A 24,311-nucleotide genomic window follows, 5' to 3' on the forward strand; every position below is an offset into this window, starting at 1 on the left:
AGGGGAAGTTTTTCTGCAGAATCATTGGGGTATGCTACAAGTACAATCTAAAAAAGGGTGATTGAGATGTTTAAAAAATTATTTGGTAATAAGACAAAATCAAAAGAAACAACCGTTCTAGCTCCGCTTTCAGGTAATATCCTGCCAATCAGCGAAGTGCCAGATCCAGTGTTCGCACAGAAGATGATGGGAGACGGTTTTGCAATCGAACCTTCAGAAGGACAAGTTGTTTCACCTGTTGCTGGGGAAGTCGTTCAGCTTTTCCATACAAAACACGCGGTAGGCTTAAAAACAGAAGCCGGTACAGAAGTATTAATACATATCGGCCTTGAAACAGTGGCAATGGAAGGCGAAGGATTCGAAGCTCACGTGGCACAAGGTGACAAAGTAAGTGTAGGAACACCTCTTATCACATTTGATTTAGCGCTTATTCAAGAAAAAGCGAAAAGCATTATCACACCAATTGTTATTACAAATAGTGATGCAAGTGAAAGTTTCGAGATTTTGGCTCAAGGGACGGTTCAAAAAGGCGAAACGGCTTGTGCAAAAGTAACGATGAAGTAATAAGCAAGGCCTTTTCCTTTAAGAAAGGAGAGCGCATTTGAAGATTTTAAAAGTGTTAAATAACAACGCCGTTGTCTTTAAGGAAGGCGGAGTTGAAAAGATTGCGATGGGTCCCGGCATCGCTTTTCAAAAAGGTAAAAATGATCTTATTAATGCTGCGAAAGTGGAGAAAGTCTTTGTCATGAAAGAAGAACAGGAAAAGTTTCAAGAACTATTAACAAACCTTCCTGAAGAGCATATTCAAGTGGCGGAAGAAATCATTTCGTATGCGGAGCAGCAGCTTTCTGCTACGCTAAGCCATCATGTGCATATTGCTTTGAGCGATCATTTATCCTTTGCTGTCGAAAGGATAGCCCGTGGAATTTCCATCCAAAATAAATTGCTTAATGAAATTAAATCTCTCTATCAGCCTGAGTATGCAATAGGAGTGTGGGCTCTTCAGCATATCAAAAAGAGGCTAGACATCACGATGCCGATTGATGAAGCGGGATATATTGCGCTTCATATTCATACGGCGAAACTGAATTCACCGGGAATGCAGCAGCTCATGATGCATACAACGATTATTAATGAAATGGTTACGATTATAAAAAAAGAGCTGAATATGGAGATTGATGAAAACAGTATGTCCTATCAGCGTCTGCTGACTCACTTGCGCTTTGCGTTAAATCGTTTAGCGCAAAATGAACCTTTTCATGAGATGGATGAAGAGATGCTCGACGTATTAAAAGTCAAATATAAAAAATCGTATCAATGTGCTGAAACGATAAAACAATTTGTCAAAGATGAGTACGAAATTAATTTTCCAGAAGCGGAGTTAGGCTACATCACGCTTCACATTTGCCGAATAGAGCAAAGAATGTAGAAAAAAGCATTGACGGATATTGCTGCTTTGAGTACAATGAAAGCGTATTAATTGAATAAGCGGGATTGTGACTGGTAAAGCAGGCAAGACCTAGAATGCGCATGAAGGACAACTATGTCTTTTATAAGTGTATTTTAGGTCTTGCTTTTTTTATGACATACAAAAAGGAGGAAGTAAGATGGATGTAAAAGAAATTGCTAAAAAACTTGTTCCGCTTTTAGGAGGAAAAGAAAATATTGCTAGTGCGCAGCACTGTGCTACGCGTTTGCGCCTCGTTATTCGAGATGAAAGCAAAATCGATCAAAAAGGTTTGGATGAAATAGAAGATGTAAAAGGGGCTTTTTCAAATTCAGGACAGTTTCAAATCATTTTTGGAACCGGTCTCGTTAATAAAATTCACGCTGCTTTTGTTAAAGAATTAGGCGCTGAAGAGGCTGCTGCCCCAGTAGATCACCAAGAAGAAATGAAGAAGAAGATGAACCCATTTGCTCGCTTTGCTCGCATGCTTTCAAATATTTTTGTTCCGATTATTCCAGCCATTGTAGCAAGCGGTTTATTAATGGGATTGCTCGGGATGATGAAAGCGTTCCACTGGGTCTCAGAAGATAGTGCGTTATTTGTCTTATTGGACATGTTCTCAGGCGCAGCATTTATCATTTTACCGATTTTAATCGGGTTTTCAGCTGCAAAAGAATTTGGTTCAAACCCTTATCTTGGAGCGGTTATCGGAGGGATTTTGACGCATCCGATGTTATTAAATCCATGGACATTAGCAGATGCTAAGCCAGAATATATGGATTTGTTTGGCTTAAGTATTCCGCTGATTGGCTATCAAGGTACGGTCGTTCCAATTTTATTAGCTATTTATGTGATGAGTAAAATTGAAAAGGGACTGCGGAAAATTGTGCCGAATTCGGTTGATTTACTTGTTACGCCTTTTTTAACTGTTATTATCACGGGCTTTGTGTCACTTGTGTTTATTGGTCCTTTCGGCCGCTATATTGGAGATTTAATTTCGATTAGCCTTCAGTCTCTATACGATGTAGCCGGAGTGTTTGCAGGAATTTTGTTTGGTGGCTTATATTCAACCATTGTATTAACAGGCTTGCAGCATAGTTTTCATGCTATTGAAGCAGGACTGCTTGCTAATCCGAAGATTGGCGTTAACTTCTTACTTCCTATTTGGGCATGTGCGAATGTGGCGCAAGGAGGAGCAGGGCTGGCTGTTTATTTTAAAACGAAAAATGCCAAAACGAAAAAAATTGCGATTCCAGCGGCTATTTCTTCCTTCTTAGGAATTACAGAACCGATTATTTTCGGCGTCAACTTACGACTTCGCAAGCCATTTATTGCTGCGGCTATAGGCGGAGCAGCCGGGGGAGGCTACGTGGTACTTATGCACGTAGTAGCCAACGCCTACGGACTCACAGGCATTCCAATGATGGCCATTGCTGCACCGCTTGGTATGAGCAATTTAATTCACTATATTATTGGCATGATTATTTCTGTAGGTGTTGCATTTGGTGTTACGTGGTTCATGAAACTAAAAGAAGACTGAGAACCAGCGGTAAGCATACGAGAATAGAGAATGGTATTAGATTTGCTCATCATATTTTATGGTGAGCAAATTTTGTGTCTTAAATATGAAACTTTTTAAAAAGTAATACGTAGGACAGTTAAAGAGATAAGTTGATGTTGTGTAACAGGAACGTAAATGCTACACTACATATATTGGATTGTACTATTATAGTCAGAAAGAGAGCTGGCACATGGAATTTTATCACGATCTTTTTCTATATGCGCCGTATTTATCTGCTTTCGTTTTATATATCCTTTGTTATTATATGCTTCGTGAAGCTAGGTTTACGGCTTTTCATGCGGAACCTGTCACCGACCATGTGAATGCAGGGATTGATCCTTCAGTATTAACAATATGGAAAAGACGAAATGTATTTATACATGTGTATAGAAAAACACCAGTTAAAGAGAAGAATAATGATGAAGAAGATCCTTTCCTTCTGAAAAACACTTCATACATTTAGTCATTATTAGGAGGAAAGAATATGAAAAGAAATAAAAAATTATTATTGCTTGGTTTAATGGGAGCGCTTCTTTTAGCTCTAGCCGGCTGTAGCAGCACAAAAACACCCGTAACCGCAACAAGCGGCGGGTTCTGGGATCATTATTTTGTTTACCCTTTATCTATGGCATTAACGAAAATTGCTGAATGGGCAGGCGGAAGCTATGGTCTTTCTATTATCATTGCGACGGTTATCATTCGTTTAGTTCTATTGCCGCTTATTTTAAAACAGCAAAAGAGCACCATGGCTATGCAAGCACTTCGTCCAGAAATGGAAAAGATTCAAAAGAAATATGCTGGTAAAAAAGATCCAGAAACACAGCAAAAGCAGCAAAAAGAAATGATGCAGCTTTACCAAACGCATAAAATTAATCCGGTTGGCGGATGTTTGCCAATCTTTATTCAAATGCCTATTATTATCGCATTTTATAATGCCATTGCAAGAACGCATGAAATTGCGCAGCATTCATTCTTATGGTTTAGTTTAGGAAAACCAGATCCTTTCTTTATTTTACCGGTAGTTGCAGCGATTACGACATTCTTACAAATTCGTGTAAGTATGACGGATGAAATTCAACCTCCAATGAAAATGATGATGAACATTATGCCAATCTTCATCTTAGTAGCGGGAATTTCACTTCCATCTGCTCTTGCATTGTACTGGGTAATCGGTAACTTATTCGGAATTGGACAAGGTTACTACTTGAAAAAACGTATGAATTTATTAAAAGAAAAAGATGCGGCTAATAATGCAGCACAAGCTAAAACAAAGCCATCACCAAAATCTAAGTCAAAATCATAATATACAAAAAGCGCAGCTATTCGCTGCGCTTTTTTATTTTTTCAAAAATGTGATGAGATGAGGAGATTTGTGTAACGCTATAAAAAAAGACAGGAGTGAACATGGTGAAAAAAATAGCGTTATGTCTGCTTTTTCTTATGTTGTTCCCTATGCAAATAAATGCTGCCAATACAGTGAAGGTCAGTTTTATACGGCAAGGAAACCTATGGGTATATGATAACGGTACCGAAAGGCAGTTATCCTATGCCCATCATGCCTCTATGCCTCAATGGTCATCACATGGAGATATAGTTGCTTATGCAGAAAATGATTCTTTAATGATTGCACCGTTAAAAGGAAAACCGCTACTGGTTGAACATGATGTGACTCATTATCAATGGTCACCGGTTGCTGAGGAACTTGCGTATATTTCGAATGGAATCTTAGTATATTACAACGTTAAAACGCACGAAAAGAAGCGTGTAGCCGTAGGAGTTGATCAATTTTCATGGTTTCCAGAAGGAGATCGATTTTTAATTACGTCAGCTGCTGCGCTGGCGCCCACGGGATGGGGACCGGTAAAGCTATATACAGTGAGCAAATATGCAGGGTTAGACGTAAAAAAAGTGGAGGCTTTTACGACGCTCCCAGCAGAAAATGATTCGTTTTTTGCGTATACAACAAGCAGCTTTAAATGGTCTCCTAACGGGCAATGGATTAGTTTTATCGCTATTCCAACGGCTTCAATGTCTGCAGATGCAAATAAGCTGTGCATCATTACAAAAGAAGGAAAAGCTTTTCAAGTAGTGGGAGATATGCTTAATGTGCCTAATTGGTTTAAGTGGAGCAATGAAGAGCAAGTACTGGCATTCATTAATGGAGAAGGAAGGTTTGCCACTGAAAATAAAAAGTTTACTTTAAAAGAGATGCCGGTTTTTAAAGAACATGTGTTTACTCCAAAAGGCTTCGCAGATTGGGATTTTACTTGGGCAGAAAAAGATAACATCATCATTTCACGTGTGCCCGAAGCAGGGTGGTCGAATGATGAAAAAAAGAGGCCACTGCCTTTTTTGTATAGCATGAACGTAAAGACCAATAAGCAAAGTCAGTTCACATTTCCACAAAAAGGATTAGGAGATTATGCGCCTGTTTATCATAAAGCAACGAATCAAACGATGTGGATTCGTACAAATCGAAAACAAGCAAATCTTTTAACACGCGTAAAAGATACGAAAAATGATAAGGTACTTATTTCAGGCTTAGACCTACCGGGAAATTATTATGAGCTGTATCGGTGGAATGAAGTATTTAGCGTGTACAGCCCTTAATAGCTAATTAAAACATAAGAAACTAAGGTGAAAAAATGAATATACGATTGTTGGTAAAAGAAGACGCTGACGTGTACTTTGAACTCCGTCTTCGTGCTTTAAAAGATCATCCCGAAAGTTTTATTTTAAGTTATGAAGAAGAATATGAAAAAGAAATTGCTGATATCCGAAATTATTTTCCAAGCAGCCAATCAGAATTTGTAGTAGGAGCTTTTATGGAAAAACAGCTTGTGGGGATCGTGGGGTTTCAGCAGCAAAAGCCTTTAAAAGTTCAGCATAAAGGAGATATTTGGGGGATGTACGTAGCCCCTGAAGCAAGGGGGAAAGGTCTTGGAAAGAAGCTGTTAAAAACCGCTGTTGAACAAGCTTTTTCCCAAACCGAGGTATTGCAAATCTACCTGGCCGTTGCTGCTAAAAATGAAGGAGCAAAAGCCCTATACAAAAGCCTCGGTTTTACTTCTTATGCGTATGAAAAAAGAGCTCTTCAAGTAGATGGTGAATTTATCGATGAAGAGCATATGGTATTGTCTATAAGAAGCCTTTGACCAGATTAAAGGCTTTTTTATACGGGAAAATTTAGCTGAAACGTATAGAGATGGAAGCACATTCCCCATAAATATGCTATGATTTAACATATAGGATTATGGAGAGGCGAGGCAGCAGATGGAAAAACTGATTGAATTAAAAAATGTTGCAAAAGTATACAAAAAACATACCGTATTAGAAAACATTCATACGACCCTTTATAAAGGAGAGACTGTCGCGATTGTTGGAAAAAACGGTGCGGGAAAAAGTACGTTTTTAAAGCTAATTGGCGGATTATCGAAACCGACTAAAGGGACAATTAACCTTCATAAAGAAACCGGTACGCCTGGATTTGTGGTGGAACAATTTCCTCAGGAGCTGCGTTTTACGCTAGCAGGTTATTTACAGCACATGGGACGAATTCAAGGATTGTCTAAGAAAAAGCGCACCTCTCGAATTGAAGAGCTGCTCGAAACTTTCGAAATGGTAGAGTTTAGACATGAAGAGATCATTTCTTTTTCAAAAGGAATGAAGCAAAAAGTCAACATGATGCAAGCGCTGCTGAGTTCTTCTAAGCTGCTATTGCTTGATGAACCTCTATCAGGATTAGATGCTCGTGCTCAGCTAGAAGTAGAACGAATTTTTACAAAGCTCAAAGAACGAGGGATGACCATTGTATTTACGTGTCATGAAGAAAGGCTCATTCATGCTGTAGCGGATCGTGTTATCACCATTGGCTCACAGCGCATTTTAAAAAATGAGCGCGTTCAACTCATTGAGCATTTAACGGTTATTGAAGCAAATGTCATTCTTAATAAGCCACTTCGTTTATTAAAAGAAAAGTGCACGAAAATTGAACAGCACGGAAACTACTGGATTTTTTATATAGATAAAAAATATGTAAACGAGTTTCTTGCAGAATTACTTGCTGTTCAAGGTGAAGTTGTAAAGTTATATCATATGGAAAGGGAAGAAATTTAAGATGGGTGCATTGATTCGCTATCATTTTATTACATATATTAAATCGTATCGATATATTCCGCCGCTTGCACTTTATATTATTTCGCTGTGTATGAACTATACATATAGACCGAACCCGGTGCTTGATAGCTTTTTTAATACGGCGCTTTTCCTCTTTTTTCTAACCACTTGGTTTACAATGTCGCTGTTTCACGCGGAAGATTCCAGTCAAGAAGTTATTACAAAACTTCATGTAGGGAAAAAGAACAAGTACTTTATAAGCAAGCTTATTAGCTGTATGCTGCTGTTTACGTTTTTATCAGCGGTTTCCATTGCTTATCCCGTGCTGCTTGATATGTTTGAAGTGGATATATCCACTAAGCAAATGGTGTTTGGGTTTATTATTCACTGGACGTTTAGTTTGCTTGGTATGAGCATAGGCCTTGTTTTCACAAGAGATGTTGTAAGAGAAGGCAGCTTATCGTGGTTTGGACCTCTATTTATTTTAATCGTTACGCTTGCAGCGGCAGGCGTTTCATTTCCGTATCAAGGAGGGGGACTGCTGCTGTATGTATTGCCGCCCGTATCTGCAATCATTCAATTTATTAACGAAGGATTAAACAAATTTTTGGTGTTTGGCTGGGCTTTGCTTTATGCCATAGTATTAATTAGCCTGTATTTGTGGAGAGCGAATAGAAGAGATGTATAAAGAATAAACACTTGCCGCGGCAAGTGTTTATTTATTATGAAGTACGTTATAAAGACGATCCGGGTAATTAGTAAACATGCCGGTTACGCCCCACTCGATAAGCATTCTCATTTGCTTTTCATCATTTACTGTATAAGGATGAACGTCTAAATCATATGAGCGAGCTTTTTGTACATATGACTTTGTCAGCGTGTTTGCATTAGGACCAATCCCGTTCGCGTACTTTTTGATTTGTCTGAACTGCTGATCTGTTAACATATTGGTTTGCTTAGAACGAATCAGTTGAATTAGTTTCATCGTAGGTCGGTATCGATGGACGGTTTTTAAGCTTTCAGGACTAAATGATTGTACAATGACGTGATTGGTATGAATGTTGTACTTAGCCATCAACGTCAACAATTCCTTTTCCATACCTAGATATTCATGAGGAGATTTTGTTTCAATATAATAGTTTGTTCGATTGCCAAACGTACGGAATATTTCTTCTAAAGTTGGAATGACGGCTTTTTTATTACCTTTTCCTGCGTTCAAACGCTGAAGCTGCTTCACTGTATACTGTTTTACATATCCTGTTTCATTTGTCGTTCGATCAACTTTGTAGTCATGAATTGCTACAAGCTGCTGATCTTTAGACATGTGAAGATCAAGTTCAATGTAATCCGCTTTTTGCTGGACGGCCGCGAGATAAGATTGCATCGTATGCTCTGGCTCGTATCCTGATGCGCCTCGATGAGCAATAATGGCTACGTTTTCTGCTTGAGTAGAAGCTGCCTGCGTATGTATAAACATAAAAATGCCGCATAAACAAAGAGTGAGTGAGCTTACAAACCACCATTTTCGTCTCATATCAAAACTCCTTTTTATTGAGGGGTCGTGCATTAGTTTACTAGTGAGATGTTGTGTTCATATTAAGGCTGTGTAAATATTTAAATAAAACGAACCAGTATGTAATTAAAAGTAATAAACGCCGATGTTTAGTGAGAAACATCGGCTGTTTTTTCCGGACGGAGGCTTGTATAAATAACGAGCCTGCGCTCATGAGTTTTCTGTTTATGATCAAACGTTCCTGTACAGGTGATTAAATTAAGCTGGTGTTGAAAAGTTGGACCAAAAATCTCTCTGATAGGAGCAGAATCTCGGGGATAAGAAGCTTTATTCGTAACAACGAAGGTCAGCTGATCCCCTTGCTGATCGGTTACAAAAATTTCGTCTCCTTTTGTGAGCTTGTCGAGATGATAGAAGATAGCGGGTCCTTTTTGATCATCAACATGTCCTGCAATGACCGCATTTCCTTCCTCTCCAGGTCTTGCTCCAAGCTTAAACCAAGCTACATCATGACCATTATCAGGAACGCTCATTTCACCTTGGTTAGTAAGGCCCATTCCTTTTATAAAAGCCTTAATATGAAGCTTCGGAATAATAAGCTGAGATGGAAGAGGCGTAGAAGCAGTTCCTGAAGATTGCAAGGATTGAGCTGATTTTGTTTCAGCCATCTTCACAACAAAATCCGTCGAGCCGTTTGCAATTGCTGATTGGGCAAACCAGGTGCTCATGAATAGTATCAAAGAAAAGGTGAAAACCCCTCCTATCCATTTCATTCGCTTTCGTATCCTCTGTGACGACGAACAACAAATATAGCGACTGCTCCAATTCCTAATAAAGTAAGAACTGGCACAATTGAATTATAATTATCCTGTGAAGCACCGCCCATACCTGTTTTTGGCATTTCGGAAGGCATAGCCGTATTATCTTTTAATAAAAGCGTTTCAAGACTGTCGGCTTTGTTAATAGCGAGCACCGTGTAGACCGTGTTAGCTTCTAAATTAAGGTTTGGAATGTCCAGTACTTTTTTATTGTCTTGACTAGTTGCAATGGTTAGATCATAGGTTCCGGCATCTACTTCAGAATAATTTGTTATTTGTTTAAAAGCAGTGTCTTTAAACAAAGTAGGGCCGTGATTAATACCTACATTAACAGCGGGAGCATCTGGAGAAAAGTGAGCAATTCGAATTTTACTCTTTCCTTTAGCTACGTTCATATCATCTTGAGCTACTTTTAATTCCAAGTGTGCAACTTGGTTAATAGCAGCAAGAGTATAGGCCTTGTTTGCTTCGACGGTTACATTAGTGGAAATGACAGGTTTTTCTTTTCCTTTTGTACCTATGGCATATACCTCTATTTTATGAGACCCCGCAGGTACTTTAAGGTAATCTGTCACATCTTTAAACGATGCGCCGACTACGATGCTTTGATTGTCCACATATATATCTACTTCAGGTGCATCAGGTGATGCATGCACAACTCGTATCATCGCCTCCTGCACAGCTGCAGAAGTGAAATTATCTGAAAAAGCTAGCAATAAAACTGCGAGTAAAGAAGCAGCAATAATCTTTACACGGTTCATAACGTTTTACTCTCCTTTTAATCTAAGTTTGTCCTGTTAGTCCCGTATGAAAAGTGGTGGGCATTCATTCACTTTTGAACGTACTCGGGCATTTATTCACTTGTTATCATCTACAATTTTATCCAATATATGCACAATTTATTTCATTAGATGAAATTTTTGTAAAAGGCCAGGTAAATAGTTTGAATTTTGTGATAATATTAAAATAAGGGTTTGGTTAGTAGTTGATGTCTCTATTACAAAAGGAGGGGAAGTTATGTGCTGCAAACGAATCATGAAATAAAAAAGGTTGTTCATCGTTCGCTATCAGCTAAAATGATTGTAAAGCGCATGCTGTTTATTTTAGTGGGAGCCCTTTTAATGGCCGTCGGGCTAGAATTTTTTCTTGTCCCTAATGAGGTTATTGACGGTGGAATTGTAGGTATATCTATTATTTTATCCCATTTAACGGATGTTCAAATCGGCTTTTATATCTTCGTATTAAATCTTCCATTCTTCTTTATTGGATACAAGCAAATTGGAAAAACATTTGCGCTATCTACGCTTTTAGGTGTTATCATTCTATCCATTGCTACCTCTATTTTTCACGACTTGCCGGTCTTAACAGGTGACCCTCTTTTAGCCACTGTGTTTGGCGGAATTGTTCTCGGTGTGGGAGTAGGAATTGTTATTCGGTACGGAGGTTCGCTAGATGGCACCGAGATATTAGCTATTTTATTTAATAAGCGTACGCCTTTCTCCGTAGGTGAGACGATTATGTTTTTTAATTTATTTATTTTGGGAAGTGCCGGTTTTGTATTTGGCTGGGATCGCGCTATGTATTCTTTAATGGCTTACTTCATTGCTTTTAAAACGATTGATATTGTGATTCAAGGGTTAGATGAGTCTAAGTCAGCTTGGATTATCAGCGAACAATATGAACAAATTGGCGAAGCAATTCTTGCTCGTTTAGGGAGAGGCGTCACGTATTTAAATGGGGAAGGGGCATATACGGGAGATGATAAAAAAGTCATTTTTTGTGTGATTACCAGGCTTGAAGAAGCAAAGCTAAAAGCGATTATCGATGAGATAGATCCATCTGCTTTTTTTGCTGTAGCAGCTATTGCTGAAGTTAGAGGAGGGAGGTTTAAGAAACGAGATATTCATTAGTGAAGGTTGTCTGCTAATGAGGCTGTCCCGTTATTACATGCAGCAGCCTTTTTAATTTTCTCTTTTTGTTTCGAGTATATGGAATGGTTTATGTCACTTCTGCTGCATCCTGCTTTGGGCATATCGAACCTCTCTTTTTTCTTGTATATCTTTAAAACAAACTTGTAAAATGTCTAAAAGATATAAAAAGAGTACATAGTAAAAAACAGAAAGAGGGAGTGACATGAAAAAAACGTTAAAAATAGTAGGAGTCGGTCTTGCCGTTCTTGTGGCGGTAACCGTGGCTTTTTTTGTTATATGGTCAGGTTTTGATTATGAACCTTCAAAGCAGCTTCACTCACTAGTAGATGAGAAAAAAGTAGTGAAGAAAGACAATTATTACGTATTCAAGCCTCAAACGAACAAAGAGATAAAAGCCGGCTATATTATTTATCAAGGTGCTAAAGTAGAACCGTTAGCATATGGCTATTATGCTCAGCAAATTGCAAATGAAGGATATCTTGTTGCTGTTGTAGATTCTCCGTTTAATATGAGTTTTTTTAGTCAAAACAAAGCGACGGATATTGTGAAGAGCTATCCGAAGATTTCCGCATGGTTTATCGGAGGGCATTCCCTTGGAGGAGTGAGTGCAGCCTCTTATGCGTATGATCATCAAAACTCAATAAAAGGCTTAGTTCTTTTAGCATCGTATCCGATGAATAAAAATAATTTTTCAACTTCCACTTATCCTATTTTGTCTTTAACCGGTGGAAAAGATGGTTTGTCGACGCCTGAAAAAATTAAAGAAACCAAGCATTTACTTTCAAAAAATACGGAGCTGGTTCAAGTAAAAGGAGCTAATCACGCACAGTTTGGAATGTACGGGAAACAAAAAGGCGACAACAAAGCCAGTATTTCCCCTAAAGAACAGCAGGATGAGCTAGTAAAAAGAACGGTCAAGTGGTTAAACAGTCAAATGAAAAAGTCCGCCAGTAACTAACTGACGGACTTTTTTCTTTTTTTTTGGAAATAATACTTGAAAAAATAACCAGTTAGTTATATAGTTAGTTACATGAGTAATGAACCACTTAAGTGAGGTAGTCAAAATGAAACAATCATTAGATCATCAGCGACCAATTTTTCAACAAATCAAAGAAACCATCGAAGAAAATATTTTGAATGATGCTTTTCCAGAAGAAGAAAGAGTACCGTCTACGAATGAATTTGCCAAAATGTATCGCATTAACCCTGCAACAGCAGCTAAAGGAATTAATCAGCTAGTTGACCACGGAATATTGTATAAAAAGAGAGGGATAGGGATGTTTGTATGTGCGGGCGCCAAAGAAGTATTGCTTACACAAAGAAAAGAAGAATTTTATAACCGTTTTATCATTCCCATGAAAAAAGAAGCACAGCATTTGGGAATTACGGTAAACGAGTTAAAAGAGCTGTTAGACAAGGGGGAAATAAAATGAATATAGAAGCGCAGCTATTAAATAAATGCTATGGATCTAAACAAGTGTTAAAAGACATTTCACTTACGCTAGCACAAAATAAAATATACGGGTTGCTAGGTAGAAACGGAGCGGGCAAAACGACTCTGATGCAAATTGTAGCCGGGCATATTCCAGTTACGACAGGAGAGGTAAAAGTAGGAAATCAATCTCCATTTGAAAACCGCTCTGTTTTGCAAAATATCTGCTTAATTAACGAAAGCGGAAATTTCAAAAAAACATTAAAAGTCAAAGACGTGCTAAAAATTGCGTCACTTTTTTATCCTTATTGGAGCCAAGAAGCTGCTGAGAGGCTGATGGAAGAGTTCGATTCAGATGGTAATATGAAAGTGAAAGCATTATCTAAAGGTATGGAATCAGCATTAGGAATTATTGTTGGGCTATCTTCTCGAACGAGCATCACAATCTTTGATGAACCTTATATTGGACTTGATGCTGCGATGCGAGCGCGTTTTTATGAGCTTTTATTGGATGAATATGAAGAATATCCACGTACGTTCATTATCTCAACGCATTTAATTGATGAGGTAAGTAATTTATTTGAAGAAGTACTTATTATGCAAAAAGGAAAGCTGATTCTTCAGGATACGGCAGAAAATTTGCAGCAGCGCTGTGTAAGTGTGAAAGGACCTAAAAGTCAAATTGAAGAATATGAAAAAGGAAAGCAAGTAATCCATGAACAAGTATTCGGAGGAGAGAAAAAAATAGTGCTCTTTAACGAAGATATTTATGCTGAGGAGCTTATAGACAGTTCATTTCATGTAGAAGCTGTTCACATACAGGATATTATGATTTATCTTACAGCAAACCGTGGAGGTGTAGCGTAATGAAAGGACAGTTTGCCGCCATTAGTTATTCGCTCTACGTTGAACTAAAGTATTTAATGATTCGCTTTTGGACGATTCTCTTAGCTTTTGTTGTAGTAGATATTTTAGTGTTCAGTCAGGTGAATGAGCATCTTCTATTAGTAACAAGTATGCCGCAGTACATCTTTTCAGGTATTGTAAGTTTTATTATCATTCGAAAAAGTTTCTCCTTTTGCTTAAAGTTAGGAGCTACCCGTAAAGCATATCTTTTAACGATGACCTGTGTTTTTGCTTTATTTGCAACTGTAATGTCCCTTATCAATGTTGTCATCATGAGCATTTCAATAAAAGTGATTAATAGTTTGAATTTAATGAATGTTCAGCTTTATTATGCGAGTGACTTTATCTTTCATGACCCTACTGTCGCTATTCACTTTTTAACGGACGCTGTATTTATCTTTTTTATTACAGCAGCAGCATGTTTGCTCGGCAGCATCGTTTACAAATTCGGGCAAACAGGAGGGATGATCACCGGTGCTGTTTTAATTTTACTATTTACCATTCCAGTGACAAAAGAACCGGTTATTCATTTTATAAAAAGCTTTTCGAACGGGTCGTTGTTACTTACATTCGGAACAATGGTTATCACAAGCTTCTTATTCTTTCTTATCAACTGGCTGTTTTTAAAAAAAGCGTCTCCTGTCCATCAAGCCTAATAAAAAAAGCAATCATTCCTTTACTGAATGATTGCTTTTTTATTGTACTTTTTTTGAACAAGCTGCATCAATATCTAGAATCCAGTCGTGAAACTTTTGCTGAAGAAGTTGAAGAGAAGACTGATTGTTCGATACAATATCCAGTCCGCGCTCGTCGTATAGGTGGAAGATGGTTTCTTTATTCAAATTCACAATGTAACACTCTTCTTCAATAGCCGGATGAATATGAAGATCTCGGTTAGCAATCGATTGCAAAAGAAGCTTTTCTTTCACATCATTTGTTTTACAGGCAATAATATATTCAGCGTTATTTAATAATGCTACGGATTGAACTTCTTGTTTCTTCAGGCGAGAGCGAATGAATTTTTTAATAGCTGTTTCTTTTTTCTTTTTTAACAGTAAATCATCCTGTGCAGCATTCGCTTTGAAAACAAGTAACAGCTCATCATTTTTTTCATGGAGTGTCTCAAAAATTTCGTAAGCGCGTGCGTACACATTTTTCATGTATTCTCGTTCCCACACGCCTTTTTGATTGGTAAGCGTAAAACGGATACCTGCGGGCGCGTTATAAAAAAGAGGTCTTTTCATTTGAACATTTGGAAACATTGTTGTTAAGTATGATTGAAGCCGCATTGTGGTCATACGCAACACCTCATTTAGTTTAGTCCTGACTTAATATGTTGAATTTAGTCTATCATGTGATTAGCTAAATTTGTAAAGAAGTAATGTTATTTAATCAAAAGGTAACCAAACTGTTATATTTTGTTGATTTTGCATTATTTCTTTACACAACCTTTGCGGATGAACAGGTTTTTTCATACGCCTGTCGTATTACTTAACGTAGTAACGACGTGAAGAAAGGGTGATATACGGTGAAAAAACAGCTTGTGCTTATTTCAATTGTTACAGCTGCTTTCTTTGTGCTTATTTTTCACAAAACGATCTTTCAAGAAGGTAATCCGCTTCCCATTGCATGGAGTATTGTGAAATTAAAGTCTTCAGGTGAAGATGTTGTTCAAATATCCGATAAGCCCAAGAGGTATCTCATTCATTCAAATGACTACTTAACGTTTATTAAACAAATGAAAAAGAAAAAAGTGAATTTTCAATATCAAGATGATAAAAAGTTTTATTTTAATAACGACAATGAACGCCAGCTGTTCGTCAGCAAAAACTATACCGATAAGTTCACGATTATGGAATTAAAGAAAAAAGAGCTGACTGAAGCTGGCGTTGAGTAATAAGAGCTAATCTCTGCCCTGTGTCCCAAAATCTTTAATTTGAACATGGACATGATAGTCGATGGTCGACTGGCTAAATATTTCATCCCATTCATGCTGATGTTTTTTCCAAAAATGAGGATGATGAATTCGTACGTAATTATGCAGGTCAATCACATCCGCTTTGTAATTATTTTGTAATAAGCGAAGTGTTTTTTCTGCGTCTTTTCGAATAATTTTTTCTATTTTTTTCTCGGTGTTCTTTACATTAGAGGCGGCAAGAGCCTGTTTTGAAGTCTCCCAATCTTCTGATAGCCTGCCGCTTGTTTGAACGTTGATGTCAAAATGAACGGAGTGATTTGAATCAATACGGGCCTTCACATCTTGCTGAACATCTCCAATTTCATAGGAAAAGGGATATGGCCCGTGTTTGCCGTAAATAATTCCGCCTTTAATATTGCCCGTTAACCATGTTAAATCCTCTACTTGGTGCTGAGTTAAGATGAATTTTGCTTTTTTATTTTTTATGATTGCCGCACCGTCTATTTCAACGCTATTTTTAATTTTAGAAAGCCGCTGTATTAAAAAGCTTTGATCTGTTTTTAACTTAGCCGATAGCTCTCCCATTGTTAGGGGGTTTAGAATTTTATTCGTTTTGAATTTATTGTAAACAAGCTCGTAAATTAAGTTGACTGGCGGCACAGACATTCCTTGAATTGTTAAAACGTTTTTAGCATCGCCTTTTGTAACAAACGCAAGGCTGCTGCGCCGTATCTCGTTATCACGAACGAATTGATTAATAAGCGCATCAAGAGGGATCGTTTTGCTCGCTTTTTCTCCTATTAAAAGCGCTCGCTGATGCTGGCTGTATATAGGATCAGATTTCAGCGAAATATTTCGCGTGATTTCATGAATGGTAGGACCAGCAGTTGTAATGTTTTTGTATGGAATGGAAGAAGACATATTTCCGGATTCCGTTTCGGTTAACGTTTGATGAGTCAGCACCAGCTGATTTTTTCCTGTTCTCGGTTCGATTTTTGATGTAATGTCCATTGCCACTCCTATAACAAGAGCAAGTTGTTCAATGTTTCGATGATTTGTACAGCCGCACAATAAAAAAATGGTCATTATGACAGGAAGACATTTTTTCGTCATTTGAACACAACCTTTTTTATTTTCATTAACATGCTGAAGAAAAGAGGGATAACTAAAAATGTCACTAAAAATGCCCATCCTAGAACAGTTGAATAATTCGACACGTCGCTAGCTGTTTTGGGCGCTAAAGAGCTCATAAATAAAACGGGCACAAGGAAGATAATATTAGTAGTTGATCTGTTTTTGAAAATCTTTTTAAATCCTGAAACAGCTAAAAAGAAATACATTACAAAGGTTAAAAAAAACTGAAGAAGCCACACAATAAGCAGAAATAATTCAAGCCTCTCAAAGAAAATTCCTTTTACTTCATGTGTCTGAACAAATTCAATTGTAGGCCAAACGGTTGTTTTTACCTCCGGAACGGATAACGCGCCGACAACTAATACGTAAGTGATAATATACAAAAGTAAAGGAATGGAAAATCCGATGATAGAAACTTTTCGTAAATGATTTTTGTTTTTCATATGCTTTGGAAGAAATACAATGGTTTCAATCCCTAAAAAGGAAACAGAGACGGTTGTAAAAGCAGAAAGAAGCGGGCTAAATCCATCGGCTAAAACAGGCTGTAAGTTTTTTAAATCCACCATTCCGATACTAAGAAGATATAAGATAAGAAGAATGAGGACCGTTACAGGAAAACATAGCGCCATTACTTTTCCGATAGAATTGATACCGCCAGTGATTAAATAGACGCCTGTCAAAATAAACGAAAGGATAATTAATTCAATGGGCATCGTTTCCAGTAAATAAAAATGAATCATTTCTGCCATAGCTCTTACTTCGAAACTTGCTACAGATGTGAAATAAACGACTATAGCAAAGTTGAATATATTTCCAATCAGCTTGCCGGTTACTTCTTGCGTGAAATCAAACATACAGCTAATCTTAAAATACTTAACCATCCAGACTAAAAAAAGAACAATTCCAATAAACAAAAGGCCGTCCATAATAAGTACAATCCATCCATCTGCATTGTTTGTCTGGTTTGTAATACTGCTTGGCAGTGTTAATAAACCGACGCCCAGCATGGTTGAAGAGATAATTGAAATGGCATAAAAGTCTGAAAGAAGCTTGCTTGATTGTGACTGTGATTGTTCCATATGGTCCTCCTTTTGTCAGTTTTGTTGAGATTTATTTTTAGACTGTTTTAGACTTTTGTTTGGAAGACGAACATAAGAGTCTTTCCACGCTTTTTTATTTAACGCAAAAAACGGTTTGAAGTAAGCCATACCAAAACTTTCGAGTTTGGTTAGATGAATGACGAGTACAAGAAAAAACATGGTAACTCCGTATAATCCAAAGATTGCTGCAATCATCATAGATACGAAACGCAAAATTCGAAACGAAAGGCCAATTCCGTACTGTGGAACGGTGAAGGACGCAATTGCCGATACGGATACAACAATAATCATAACGGAGCTAACGATATGGGCTTCCACCGCAGCTTGACCAATAACAACTCCGCCTACAAGTCCAACTGTTTGTCCAACTGGAGTAGGGAGACGCAGTCCGGCTTCACGCAATAATTCAAGCGTCACTTCCATAACCACTGCTTCGATAAAAGGAGAAAAAGGAACGTTTTCTCGTGTGGCCGCAATAGTAATAGCTAGCTCCGTTGGAAGCAGACCTTGGTTAAATGAAACGAGTGAAATATAAATAGCCGAAAAGAATAGGGTAATAAAAATAGACAAGTACCTTAGTAATCTTAGCAATGAACCCGCTATCCATCTTTCGTAATAATCATCGGGTGATTTCATAATCATATCGAAAGTTGTAGGCACTAAAAGAGCAAAAGGAGAACCATCTACTAAAATGGCTACTCGCCCTTCATTCACCGCAGCGAGAACACGATCTGGTCTTTCTGTATTTTGTACTTGAGGGAACGGTGAGTAAGGTGCTTCTTCTAAAAATTCTTCAATCATTCCTGAATCTTGAATGTTATCTAAAGGAATGTCTAACAATTTCTCTCGGACTTGATTCACAATGTGAGTTTGACAGTGTTTATTATGAAAAATGATGCTTGTTCGATGTTCCTTTGCATTTCCAATATAAATGTCTTCAATAACCATTTCTTCTTCGGTAGAACGCTGCCTTAAAAGACCTAGGTTTTCATCTAAGTTTTCGATAAGAGCAATTTTAGGGCCTCGTACTACTTTTTCTGTTGTAGGTTCACTTAAAGAGCGCTGTTTGGTCATAGACATATTCAGCGAGTATGCCGTGGTGCTTTCGCTAATGAACAGCAAGGGCTGACCTTTAAAAAAACACGAGATCGCTTGCTTGTATGTATAAACTTCTTTGTCTTTAATGACAGAAATAAACGAATCGATGTCATCGAGTGTTTGCGTTTCACTTTTTGCTTTTGTCTCAACAACATGCTGAGTAAGATTATCAAGTTTTTCTCCGTCTACTAATCCTTGGAGATAAATAATACATATATATTTTGTGGGAGACAGCCATAATTTTTTGGAACCAACATCTGTATTTTGACCCACCAAATCTAGAAACGTTTGAACGGTGTAGTCTGCATTGGGCTGAAATTTTGAATCGAGCATAAATAAACTCACCGCCTGTTGTGTTAATGAGCTTAGTGTTTACGATGTAAAAACGAGTTATGCGAAAAATGTGGAAGAATAGAAAAGATATGTTATGGTAAAGAAAAGAGGTGATGGTATGCTACATTCATTTACGTTAAAAACGAATAAGCGTGACGAAATGATTGACGTGACGAGTCAGGTACAGGCATTAATAAGAACAGAAGGATTAAAAGAGGGGGCTGTAGTTGTTTACTGTCCTCATACAACCGCTGGTATAACTATTAATGAAAATGCGGATCCGGATGTAAAAACCGATATGATCCGACGTTTCGATGAAGTATATCCTTGGGAACGTAAGTTAGATCTTCATATGGAAGGAAATACGGCTGCGCATCTCAAAGCGAGCACGGTCGGCTCCTCTCAGCATATAATCATTCACGATGGGCAGCTGCTGCTAGGAACGTGGCAAGGAATTTATTTTTGCGAGTTTGATGGACCAAGGACTCGTACGTATTATGTGAAAATTTTATCCCTACAATAACTTTTTTTCATACTCATTGTCCAACTTTCTTTTTAAAGTTGTTATAAAACAAATTTTAGTTAATATAAATGTTATATAACAGTTAAAGGGAGAGATTGAACAATGGAAAAGATCGGTGCAGAACAAGAAACAGTGAAAAAAGAAAACGAAAAAACAAATTTTACATGGGTGGAAGAATACCCAACTATTTTAGACATTGTCAATGAGTATTACAGTACGTGTCGATAAATAAAGTGAAGAGACAAAATTATTTTAATTGAAAGAAGATCCGAATGAGTTTGATTCTTGCTTGAGAATTTAACGCGTTCGGATTTTTTCATTGGTAGGGTGGACGTAGGTTTCGTGTAGGTAGACGAGGAGGCTCATCGGCCGCTGACGGAAAACGAAGTCTTACACGGAAATCAACGGCGATGCAACAAGCAGTCGAGATCATTTATCTCACTTGTTCGTCTTTAGGTTGGATTGATTTAGTTATGTCTTACTATCTTTTTTTATAAAAAAAGATATAATAGTAGCAATTTTCCTAAAAGGTTTAATATAATAAATATTAGGGTACTAAATAGTATGAAATAAAGATAAAACGCATCGTTTCATACTATTTCCTTTTTTACCGCTAGTATAGCCTTGAAGAAAGAGCTTCATTTGATATACTAACTATACGCTTAATCTTTAAGAGAAAGATGAAGATTCATTGTCATTATTACACGCAGTGAATGAGCTGCCTTTGCTTGGCGAAAACGTCGTACAAACAAAGACAGATAGCGAATTGTTTTGGGTGCGTTCATTTAGTTCAAAACAGGGAGGCGATTAGTCTATGTTACTTGTACGTATGGCCATGATTGGTTTCTTTTCATTAACAGCCATATCATTGTTTTCTTTTCAGTCCGTTGAAATTATCCATGCCATTATGGACTTTTTCTCATCAGCTGATAAGTACTGAAAAACGATATCTTTTTTAAATAAAAAGCGGATAACCCTTAGGGGCTATCCGTCAAAAACCGCCCAAAAGGCGGTTTTTTTATGCTTGTAGCTGTGCTAACAAACGCACTGCATTCATTCTCTGGTGACAAAGTCCACGTGTTTTTTAGCTCAACATTCGTTAAAATAAGTATTTACGTACTGTTCAAACTGAAGCCAATCGTCCACGCGAGGGACATTTACTTCTTCGTTATACGGGTAGCTCATGGCAACAGCATGGCGACCTGTAGCTTGAAAAGCCTTCAAATTATGTGGTGCATCATCAAATAGCAAGTCTCCATATATTTTATCTTTTTGGTGTGTAAACACGATATTGTATTTTCCGATAAACGGAAGGTGTTTCTCAACCCACTGCTCTTTTTCTGTATAAGCATAGGTACGGCTGCTTGTGACAATTAAAATGGAAAACCTTTCATAAAGTCGTTTAAGAACCTCAACAGCATGAGGGAGAGGTTGTAAATGTAAAAAAAGCCCCGGCTGATCAAGGTAGTCATAAATTTTCGTGCCACATTCCGGCTTTACATACTTTTCTGATTCCCAGCATTTTAACTTTTCAACCGATAAGCTGTCGCAATAATCTTTGTTATATTGGTTATGCCAATCCGTCATAAGATCACAAATGACAGAATCCATGTCAATTAAAAGGGTGTGCATTTATTCAACTTCCTTTACAGTATTCATCTACACGCTTGGTTTTGCAATGTAATGTGCTGCTTCTACTATACCAAATCTTTTACATGCAGAAAAAGGGCAAGCCGCATCAAAATCGCACAGCTTGCCCTTTTTATAGAAACTACATTCTTTTAGCACCTAAATAGCGTTTGCTCCAATAGCTCTCTTTTAGAGAAGAGATGCTCACACCTTTAGATGAAGAGCAGTGAAGAAATTGGTTATTTCCTAAATAAATTCCTGCATGAGAAGGCCCTTTTGTATAAGTTTGGAAGAACACAATATCTCCAGCTTTTGGACTTGAGACGCGCGTTCCTTTTTGATAAATTTGAGCTACTGTTCGAGGAAGCTGAACCCCGCCGCCGTGTTTGAACGCATAGCCAATAAAACCGCTGCAGTCAAAGCCGCTTGGCGTGGTTCCGCCCCAGCGATATCGAACGCCCATATACTGTTTTCCTTTGTTAATCACTGCGTTAGGGTTATAGCGCGCTGAGCTAGAAGGCGATTTGCCCTTTGCTGAAACGCCTAGTTTAGCATACGTTCCTTTTCCGACAATACCATCTGCTGCTAGTCCATTTTTGCGCTGAAATGATTTTACAGCAGAAGTTGTAACAGTCCCAAAGTATGTAGTCGTATTCCCTTTAAAATAACCTTTATTTTTCAACGTTTGTTGTAGTTGTTTAACATCTTGGTGATTCATGCCTTTGCGAAGCGTTTGGTCGCCTAGAGCCGCTTGGCTGACAATCGGGCTAGTAGAAACAATAACGCCAGCAAGCGTAAGAGCTGCTATTACTTTTTTCATAAAACCAGTACCCCCTGAAAATTTTTCCTGATTTGAGTAAATTCATCATATCATCTTTCGACAGTGTTCTGCGTTACAATTTCATTACATATATGAAAAAAATGAAATATAAAGGTGAATATAGTCTTATAAAAGCTGTAACTAAAAGGGTTCTTTAGATGTGCAATATCGCTAGAAAAACTTTGAATATTTGACGGTAAATAACTAAAAGATATGAAAAAGTATGTACATTTAAAATTTAACAAAGAAATATGTTGTGAATTACTACACAAAAAGTTCGAACTCGGGTAAAATGTAGAACTATAATATAGTAGTCATGTATGTGACTTTGATGAGGTGAAAGTAATGAAAAGAATAGGTGTATTAACAAGCGGCGGAGATTCTCCAGGTATGAATCCTGCGGTTCGTGCTGTTGTGCGTAAAGCAATTCATGAAGGTATGGAAGTTTACGGTATCTACCAAGGATATCAAGGGTTAATAGAAGGAAATATTAAAAAGCTAGAAGTTGGAGATGTTGGTGACATCATTCAACGCGGTGGAACTATGCTTTATTCTGCAAGATGTCCAGAATTCAAAACAGAAGAAGGGCGTTTAAAAGGTATTGAAAACCTTAAGAAGCATGGTATTGAAGGCTTAGTAGTTATTGGTGGAGACGGATCATACATGGGAGCTGTAAAACTAACAGAGCTTGGTTTCCCTTGTATTGGTATCCCAGGAACAATTGATAACGACATTCCAGGAACAGATTTTACATTAGGATTTGATACGGCTCTTCATACGGTTATCGATGCCATTGATAAAATCCGTGACACGGCGACTTCTCATGAACGTACGTTTATTATTGAAGTTATGGGTCGTAATGCAGGAGACATTGCTCTTTGGTCAGGTCTTGCTGGCGGTGCGGAAACAATCCTTATCCCAGAAGCAAAAGATGAGTTCCAAGAAATGGTTGATCGTTTGAGAAAAGGACAAGAGCGCGGTAAAAAGCACAGCATTATCGTAGTAGCTGAAGGTGTAGCCAATGGTAATGAAGTAGCGAAGCAGCTTCATGAAGCTGCAGGTATTGAAACGCGTGTAACAGTATTAGGACACATTCAGCGCGGTGGTTCCCCAACTGCTCAAGATCGCGTGCTAGGAAGCCGTTTCGGCGGTCGTGCAGTGGAGCTTTTGCTAGAAGGTAAAGGCGGCCGTGCAATCGGTATCCGTAAAAATGAAATTGTAGATTATGATATTATGGAAATTTTAGGTGAACCTCACCATATCAATGCTGATATGTACCGTTTATCTAAAGAACTTTCAATCTAATCACAGTGTTGCTGAGGCGAAACTTCTTATATGGAAGGAGTTTCGTCTTTTTTTGATTGCATCCCTGTCCCTTCGCAGTGTTTGCATGTTTTCATGTAACCGATACCAGGAATAACGGCTAGCTTTCCGAGTCCTTTGCAAAAAGTGCAAATTAATTCAAAACCAAACATCGTTCCATCCCCTCTGTACAAGTTTTCTTTCAGTTTATCATAAAAGTAGACAAATAATTTTAAAAATTATAGAAATAATCAAAAAAATGATTACATTTGAACAGCGAGTGATATAGTAAAGAGAGAAGACCATTTTACAAAAGAGGAGAGGAAGCGTGATGTTTAAACGAATTTTACTTGCCTCAGATGGCTCAGAGCATGCAGCTAAAGCAACAGAAAAAGCCGTTCAGCTGGCTCAGCTGACGGAAAACAGTTTTATTCAAGTTATTTATGCAGTAGAGGGTGATTCAAGATTAAAATCACTTAGCCGCGATGAGGAACGGGAAAGTCGGATACATACAACAGATGAAATTTTAAAGCAAGGAAACGTGGAGTATGAGATTACGTTTATGCACGGAGACGCGGCTAAAACAGTAATTCAATTTGCTAATCAAAATTCATTTGACCTTGTAGTAATAGGAAGCAGAGGGTTAAACCCTGTAAAAGGCATGCTGCTTGGAAGCGTTAGTTCTAAGATTGCACAGCAAGTAACGATTCCTGTGCTAATTGTTAAATAG

At 37.8% G+C, this 24,311-nt stretch carries 29 protein-coding genes; 19 read left to right on the plus strand and 10 right to left on the minus strand.

What is annotated here, in order from left to right:
• The first annotated feature begins 66 nt into the window (after nt 1-66).
• From AC2YJL_RS04475 to AC2YJL_RS04510, 8 genes are all read left to right on the plus strand, one after another.
• Nucleotides 67-564 carry a PTS sugar transporter subunit IIA gene (locus tag AC2YJL_RS04475; RefSeq protein ID WP_013084668.1) on the plus strand — a complete coding sequence of 166 codons (498 nt, stop codon included), beginning with the start codon at nt 67-69 and terminating at the stop codon, nt 562-564.
• Nucleotides 565-601: 37 nt separating this feature from the next.
• The gene (locus AC2YJL_RS04480; protein WP_195696059.1) at nt 602-1,429 is read left to right on the plus strand and encodes a PRD domain-containing protein; all 828 of its coding nucleotides are present in this window, start codon (nt 602-604) and stop codon (nt 1,427-1,429) included.
• 178 nt (nt 1,430-1,607) lie between these two features.
• Nucleotides 1,608-2,987 (plus strand): sucrose-specific PTS transporter subunit IIBC, encoded by a 1,380-nt coding sequence (locus AC2YJL_RS04485; RefSeq protein ID WP_028415103.1) that lies wholly within the window; start codon nt 1,608-1,610, stop codon nt 2,985-2,987.
• Between the two features lie 505 nt (nt 2,988-3,492).
• Nucleotides 3,493-4,311 (plus strand): membrane protein insertase YidC, encoded by an 819-nt coding sequence (gene yidC, locus AC2YJL_RS04490; protein WP_195696060.1) that lies wholly within the window; start codon nt 3,493-3,495, stop codon nt 4,309-4,311.
• A gap of 101 nt (nt 4,312-4,412) precedes the next feature.
• Nucleotides 4,413-5,618: a TolB family protein gene (locus AC2YJL_RS04495; RefSeq protein ID WP_195696061.1), complete on the plus strand. Its 1,206-nt coding sequence runs from the start codon at nt 4,413-4,415 to the stop codon at nt 5,616-5,618.
• 35 nt (nt 5,619-5,653) lie between these two features.
• On the plus strand, nt 5,654-6,163 hold the full coding sequence (locus tag AC2YJL_RS04500; RefSeq protein ID WP_195696062.1) for a GNAT family N-acetyltransferase: 510 nt from the start codon (nt 5,654-5,656) through the stop codon (nt 6,161-6,163).
• Between the two features lie 118 nt (nt 6,164-6,281).
• Entirely contained in the window at nt 6,282-7,124 is an 843-nt protein-coding gene (locus AC2YJL_RS04505) for an ATP-binding cassette domain-containing protein (protein WP_195696063.1), read from the plus strand.
• Nucleotide 7,125: 1 nt separating this feature from the next.
• Nucleotides 7,126-7,812, plus strand: a complete 687-nt coding sequence (locus AC2YJL_RS04510) for an ABC transporter permease (RefSeq protein ID WP_195696064.1) — start codon at nt 7,126-7,128, stop codon at nt 7,810-7,812.
• Between the two features lie 27 nt (nt 7,813-7,839).
• Here the strand turns inward: AC2YJL_RS04510 and AC2YJL_RS04515 are convergent, their stop codons facing one another.
• From AC2YJL_RS04515 to AC2YJL_RS04525, 3 genes are all read right to left on the minus strand, one after another.
• A complete protein-coding gene (locus tag AC2YJL_RS04515) occupies nt 7,840-8,658 on the minus strand; it encodes a glycerophosphodiester phosphodiesterase family protein (RefSeq protein ID WP_195696065.1) in 819 nt (272 codons plus the stop codon).
• Nucleotides 8,659-8,786: 128 nt separating this feature from the next.
• Complete coding sequence (locus AC2YJL_RS04520) at nt 8,787-9,410, minus strand: class F sortase (protein WP_230933446.1); 624 nt, start codon at nt 9,408-9,410, stop codon at nt 8,787-8,789.
• Nucleotides 9,407-10,216, minus strand: coding sequence for a DUF4397 domain-containing protein (locus AC2YJL_RS04525; protein WP_050688342.1), 810 nt, complete (start codon nt 10,214-10,216; stop codon nt 9,407-9,409). The genes AC2YJL_RS04520 and AC2YJL_RS04525 overlap by 4 nt, the downstream gene beginning before the upstream one ends.
• 258 nt (nt 10,217-10,474) lie before the next feature.
• Between AC2YJL_RS04525 and AC2YJL_RS04530 the strand changes: the two genes are divergently transcribed.
• The 5 genes from AC2YJL_RS04530 (at nt 10,475) to AC2YJL_RS04550 (ending at nt 14,380) form a co-directional block, all read left to right on the plus strand.
• On the plus strand, nt 10,475-11,365 hold the full coding sequence (locus AC2YJL_RS04530; protein ID WP_013058693.1) for a YitT family protein: 891 nt from the start codon (nt 10,475-10,477) through the stop codon (nt 11,363-11,365).
• Nucleotides 11,366-11,588: 223 nt separating this feature from the next.
• Nucleotides 11,589-12,344 carry an alpha/beta hydrolase gene (locus tag AC2YJL_RS04535; RefSeq protein ID WP_230933445.1) on the plus strand — a complete coding sequence of 252 codons (756 nt, stop codon included), beginning with the start codon at nt 11,589-11,591 and terminating at the stop codon, nt 12,342-12,344.
• A 106-nt stretch (nt 12,345-12,450) separates the two neighbouring features.
• Nucleotides 12,451-12,819, plus strand: coding sequence for a GntR family transcriptional regulator (locus AC2YJL_RS04540; RefSeq protein WP_195696069.1), 369 nt, complete (start codon nt 12,451-12,453; stop codon nt 12,817-12,819).
• A complete protein-coding gene (locus AC2YJL_RS04545) occupies nt 12,816-13,685 on the plus strand; it encodes an ABC transporter ATP-binding protein (RefSeq protein WP_487374639.1) in 870 nt (289 codons plus the stop codon). Before AC2YJL_RS04540 ends, AC2YJL_RS04545 begins: the two co-directional genes overlap by 4 nt.
• The gene (locus AC2YJL_RS04550) at nt 13,685-14,380 is read left to right on the plus strand and encodes a hypothetical protein (RefSeq protein WP_230933443.1); all 696 of its coding nucleotides are present in this window, start codon (nt 13,685-13,687) and stop codon (nt 14,378-14,380) included. Before AC2YJL_RS04545 ends, AC2YJL_RS04550 begins: the two co-directional genes overlap by 1 nt.
• Before the next feature lie 39 nt (nt 14,381-14,419).
• Here AC2YJL_RS04550 and AC2YJL_RS04555 read toward each other — a convergent pair whose 3' ends face one another.
• Nucleotides 14,420-15,022, minus strand: a complete 603-nt coding sequence (locus AC2YJL_RS04555; protein WP_013058688.1) for a DUF3885 domain-containing protein — start codon at nt 15,020-15,022, stop codon at nt 14,420-14,422.
• A gap of 230 nt (nt 15,023-15,252) precedes the next feature.
• Here AC2YJL_RS04555 and AC2YJL_RS04560 point away from each other — a divergent pair, with 230 nt between their 5' ends.
• A complete protein-coding gene (locus AC2YJL_RS04560) occupies nt 15,253-15,621 on the plus strand; it encodes a hypothetical protein (RefSeq protein WP_050688339.1) in 369 nt (122 codons plus the stop codon).
• Between the two features lie 6 nt (nt 15,622-15,627).
• On the opposite strand, the gene AC2YJL_RS04565 is transcribed toward AC2YJL_RS04560, so the two are convergent.
• The 3 genes from AC2YJL_RS04565 to AC2YJL_RS04575 are packed head-to-tail and all read right to left on the minus strand — an operon-like array spanning nt 15,628 to nt 19,307.
• A complete protein-coding gene (locus AC2YJL_RS04565) occupies nt 15,628-16,755 on the minus strand; it encodes a Ger(x)C family spore germination protein (protein WP_195696071.1) in 1,128 nt (375 codons plus the stop codon).
• On the minus strand, nt 16,752-17,855 hold the full coding sequence (locus AC2YJL_RS04570) for a GerAB/ArcD/ProY family transporter (RefSeq protein WP_050688337.1): 1,104 nt from the start codon (nt 17,853-17,855) through the stop codon (nt 16,752-16,754). Before AC2YJL_RS04570 ends, AC2YJL_RS04565 begins: the two co-directional genes overlap by 4 nt.
• A gap of 15 nt (nt 17,856-17,870) precedes the next feature.
• Complete coding sequence (locus AC2YJL_RS04575; protein ID WP_050688336.1) at nt 17,871-19,307, minus strand: spore germination protein; 1,437 nt, start codon at nt 19,305-19,307, stop codon at nt 17,871-17,873.
• A gap of 118 nt (nt 19,308-19,425) precedes the next feature.
• Between AC2YJL_RS04575 and AC2YJL_RS04580 the strand changes: the two genes are divergently transcribed.
• The 3 genes from AC2YJL_RS04580 to AC2YJL_RS04590 all read left to right on the plus strand — a co-directional run bounded on the left by AC2YJL_RS04580 (nt 19,426) and on the right by AC2YJL_RS04590 (nt 20,770).
• The gene (locus tag AC2YJL_RS04580) at nt 19,426-19,830 is read left to right on the plus strand and encodes a secondary thiamine-phosphate synthase enzyme YjbQ (protein WP_195696073.1); all 405 of its coding nucleotides are present in this window, start codon (nt 19,426-19,428) and stop codon (nt 19,828-19,830) included.
• Nucleotides 19,831-19,932: 102 nt separating this feature from the next.
• The gene (locus AC2YJL_RS04585; protein WP_016765283.1) at nt 19,933-20,058 is read left to right on the plus strand and encodes a hypothetical protein; all 126 of its coding nucleotides are present in this window, start codon (nt 19,933-19,935) and stop codon (nt 20,056-20,058) included.
• Nucleotides 20,059-20,644: 586 nt separating this feature from the next.
• Nucleotides 20,645-20,770 carry a hypothetical protein gene (locus AC2YJL_RS04590; protein ID WP_013058681.1) on the plus strand — a complete coding sequence of 42 codons (126 nt, stop codon included), beginning with the start codon at nt 20,645-20,647 and terminating at the stop codon, nt 20,768-20,770.
• Nucleotides 20,771-20,919: 149 nt separating this feature from the next.
• Here AC2YJL_RS04590 and AC2YJL_RS04595 read toward each other — a convergent pair whose 3' ends face one another.
• Both AC2YJL_RS04595 and AC2YJL_RS04600 read right to left on the minus strand, forming a co-directional pair.
• Nucleotides 20,920-21,462 carry a 5' nucleotidase, NT5C type gene (locus AC2YJL_RS04595; protein ID WP_028415087.1) on the minus strand — a complete coding sequence of 181 codons (543 nt, stop codon included), beginning with the start codon at nt 21,460-21,462 and terminating at the stop codon, nt 20,920-20,922.
• 139 nt (nt 21,463-21,601) lie between these two features.
• A complete protein-coding gene (locus AC2YJL_RS04600) occupies nt 21,602-22,279 on the minus strand; it encodes a C40 family peptidase (RefSeq protein WP_057242964.1) in 678 nt (225 codons plus the stop codon).
• A 345-nt stretch (nt 22,280-22,624) separates the two neighbouring features.
• On the opposite strand from AC2YJL_RS04600, the gene pfkA reads away from it, so the two are divergent.
• Nucleotides 22,625-23,584 carry a 6-phosphofructokinase gene (pfkA, locus tag AC2YJL_RS04605; RefSeq protein ID WP_013058678.1) on the plus strand — a complete coding sequence of 320 codons (960 nt, stop codon included), beginning with the start codon at nt 22,625-22,627 and terminating at the stop codon, nt 23,582-23,584.
• A gap of 26 nt (nt 23,585-23,610) precedes the next feature.
• On the opposite strand, the gene AC2YJL_RS04610 is transcribed toward pfkA, so the two are convergent.
• Complete coding sequence (locus AC2YJL_RS04610; protein WP_013058677.1) at nt 23,611-23,754, minus strand: hypothetical protein; 144 nt, start codon at nt 23,752-23,754, stop codon at nt 23,611-23,613.
• 158 nt (nt 23,755-23,912) lie between these two features.
• Between AC2YJL_RS04610 and AC2YJL_RS04615 the strand changes: the two genes are divergently transcribed.
• A complete protein-coding gene (locus tag AC2YJL_RS04615; RefSeq protein WP_013058676.1) occupies nt 23,913-24,311 on the plus strand; it encodes a universal stress protein in 399 nt (132 codons plus the stop codon).

The sequence above is a fragment of the Priestia sp. SRI_019 genome, assembly GCF_057586255.1.

Coding starts and splice junctions, on each gene's coding strand:
- AC2YJL_RS04475 (WP_013084668.1), top strand. CDS start 67: ATGTTTAAAAAATTATTTGGTAATAAGACAAAATCAAAAGAAACAACC.
- AC2YJL_RS04555 (WP_013058688.1), bottom strand. CDS start 15,022: ATGACCACAATGCGGCTTCAATCATACTTAACAACAATGTTTCCAAAT.
- AC2YJL_RS04595 (WP_028415087.1), bottom strand. CDS start 21,462: ATGCACACCCTTTTAATTGACATGGATTCTGTCATTTGTGATCTTATG.
- AC2YJL_RS04500 (WP_195696062.1), top strand. CDS start 5,654: ATGAATATACGATTGTTGGTAAAAGAAGACGCTGACGTGTACTTTGAA.
- AC2YJL_RS04545 (WP_487374639.1), top strand. CDS start 12,816: ATGAATATAGAAGCGCAGCTATTAAATAAATGCTATGGATCTAAACAA.
- AC2YJL_RS04535 (WP_230933445.1), top strand. CDS start 11,589: ATGAAAAAAACGTTAAAAATAGTAGGAGTCGGTCTTGCCGTTCTTGTG.
- AC2YJL_RS04590 (WP_013058681.1), top strand. CDS start 20,645: ATGTTACTTGTACGTATGGCCATGATTGGTTTCTTTTCATTAACAGCC.
- AC2YJL_RS04615 (WP_013058676.1), top strand. CDS start 23,913: ATGTTTAAACGAATTTTACTTGCCTCAGATGGCTCAGAGCATGCAGCT.
- AC2YJL_RS04520 (WP_230933446.1), bottom strand. CDS start 9,410: ATGAAATGGATAGGAGGGGTTTTCACCTTTTCTTTGATACTATTCATG.
- AC2YJL_RS04575 (WP_050688336.1), bottom strand. CDS start 19,307: ATGCTCGATTCAAAATTTCAGCCCAATGCAGACTACACCGTTCAAACG.
- AC2YJL_RS04610 (WP_013058677.1), bottom strand. CDS start 23,754: ATGTTTGGTTTTGAATTAATTTGCACTTTTTGCAAAGGACTCGGAAAG.
- AC2YJL_RS04495 (WP_195696061.1), top strand. CDS start 4,413: ATGGTGAAAAAAATAGCGTTATGTCTGCTTTTTCTTATGTTGTTCCCT.
- yidC (WP_195696060.1), top strand. CDS start 3,493: ATGAAAAGAAATAAAAAATTATTATTGCTTGGTTTAATGGGAGCGCTT.
- AC2YJL_RS04550 (WP_230933443.1), top strand. CDS start 13,685: ATGAAAGGACAGTTTGCCGCCATTAGTTATTCGCTCTACGTTGAACTA.
- AC2YJL_RS04525 (WP_050688342.1), bottom strand. CDS start 10,216: ATGAACCGTGTAAAGATTATTGCTGCTTCTTTACTCGCAGTTTTATTG.
- AC2YJL_RS04510 (WP_195696064.1), top strand. CDS start 7,126: ATGGGTGCATTGATTCGCTATCATTTTATTACATATATTAAATCGTAT.
- AC2YJL_RS04565 (WP_195696071.1), bottom strand. CDS start 16,755: ATGACGAAAAAATGTCTTCCTGTCATAATGACCATTTTTTTATTGTGC.
- AC2YJL_RS04515 (WP_195696065.1), bottom strand. CDS start 8,658: ATGAGACGAAAATGGTGGTTTGTAAGCTCACTCACTCTTTGTTTATGC.
- AC2YJL_RS04505 (WP_195696063.1), top strand. CDS start 6,282: ATGGAAAAACTGATTGAATTAAAAAATGTTGCAAAAGTATACAAAAAA.
- AC2YJL_RS04485 (WP_028415103.1), top strand. CDS start 1,608: ATGGATGTAAAAGAAATTGCTAAAAAACTTGTTCCGCTTTTAGGAGGA.
- AC2YJL_RS04600 (WP_057242964.1), bottom strand. CDS start 22,279: ATGAAAAAAGTAATAGCAGCTCTTACGCTTGCTGGCGTTATTGTTTCT.
- AC2YJL_RS04570 (WP_050688337.1), bottom strand. CDS start 17,855: ATGGAACAATCACAGTCACAATCAAGCAAGCTTCTTTCAGACTTTTAT.
- AC2YJL_RS04585 (WP_016765283.1), top strand. CDS start 19,933: ATGGAAAAGATCGGTGCAGAACAAGAAACAGTGAAAAAAGAAAACGAA.
- pfkA (WP_013058678.1), top strand. CDS start 22,625: ATGAAAAGAATAGGTGTATTAACAAGCGGCGGAGATTCTCCAGGTATG.
- AC2YJL_RS04540 (WP_195696069.1), top strand. CDS start 12,451: ATGAAACAATCATTAGATCATCAGCGACCAATTTTTCAACAAATCAAA.
- AC2YJL_RS04580 (WP_195696073.1), top strand. CDS start 19,426: ATGCTACATTCATTTACGTTAAAAACGAATAAGCGTGACGAAATGATT.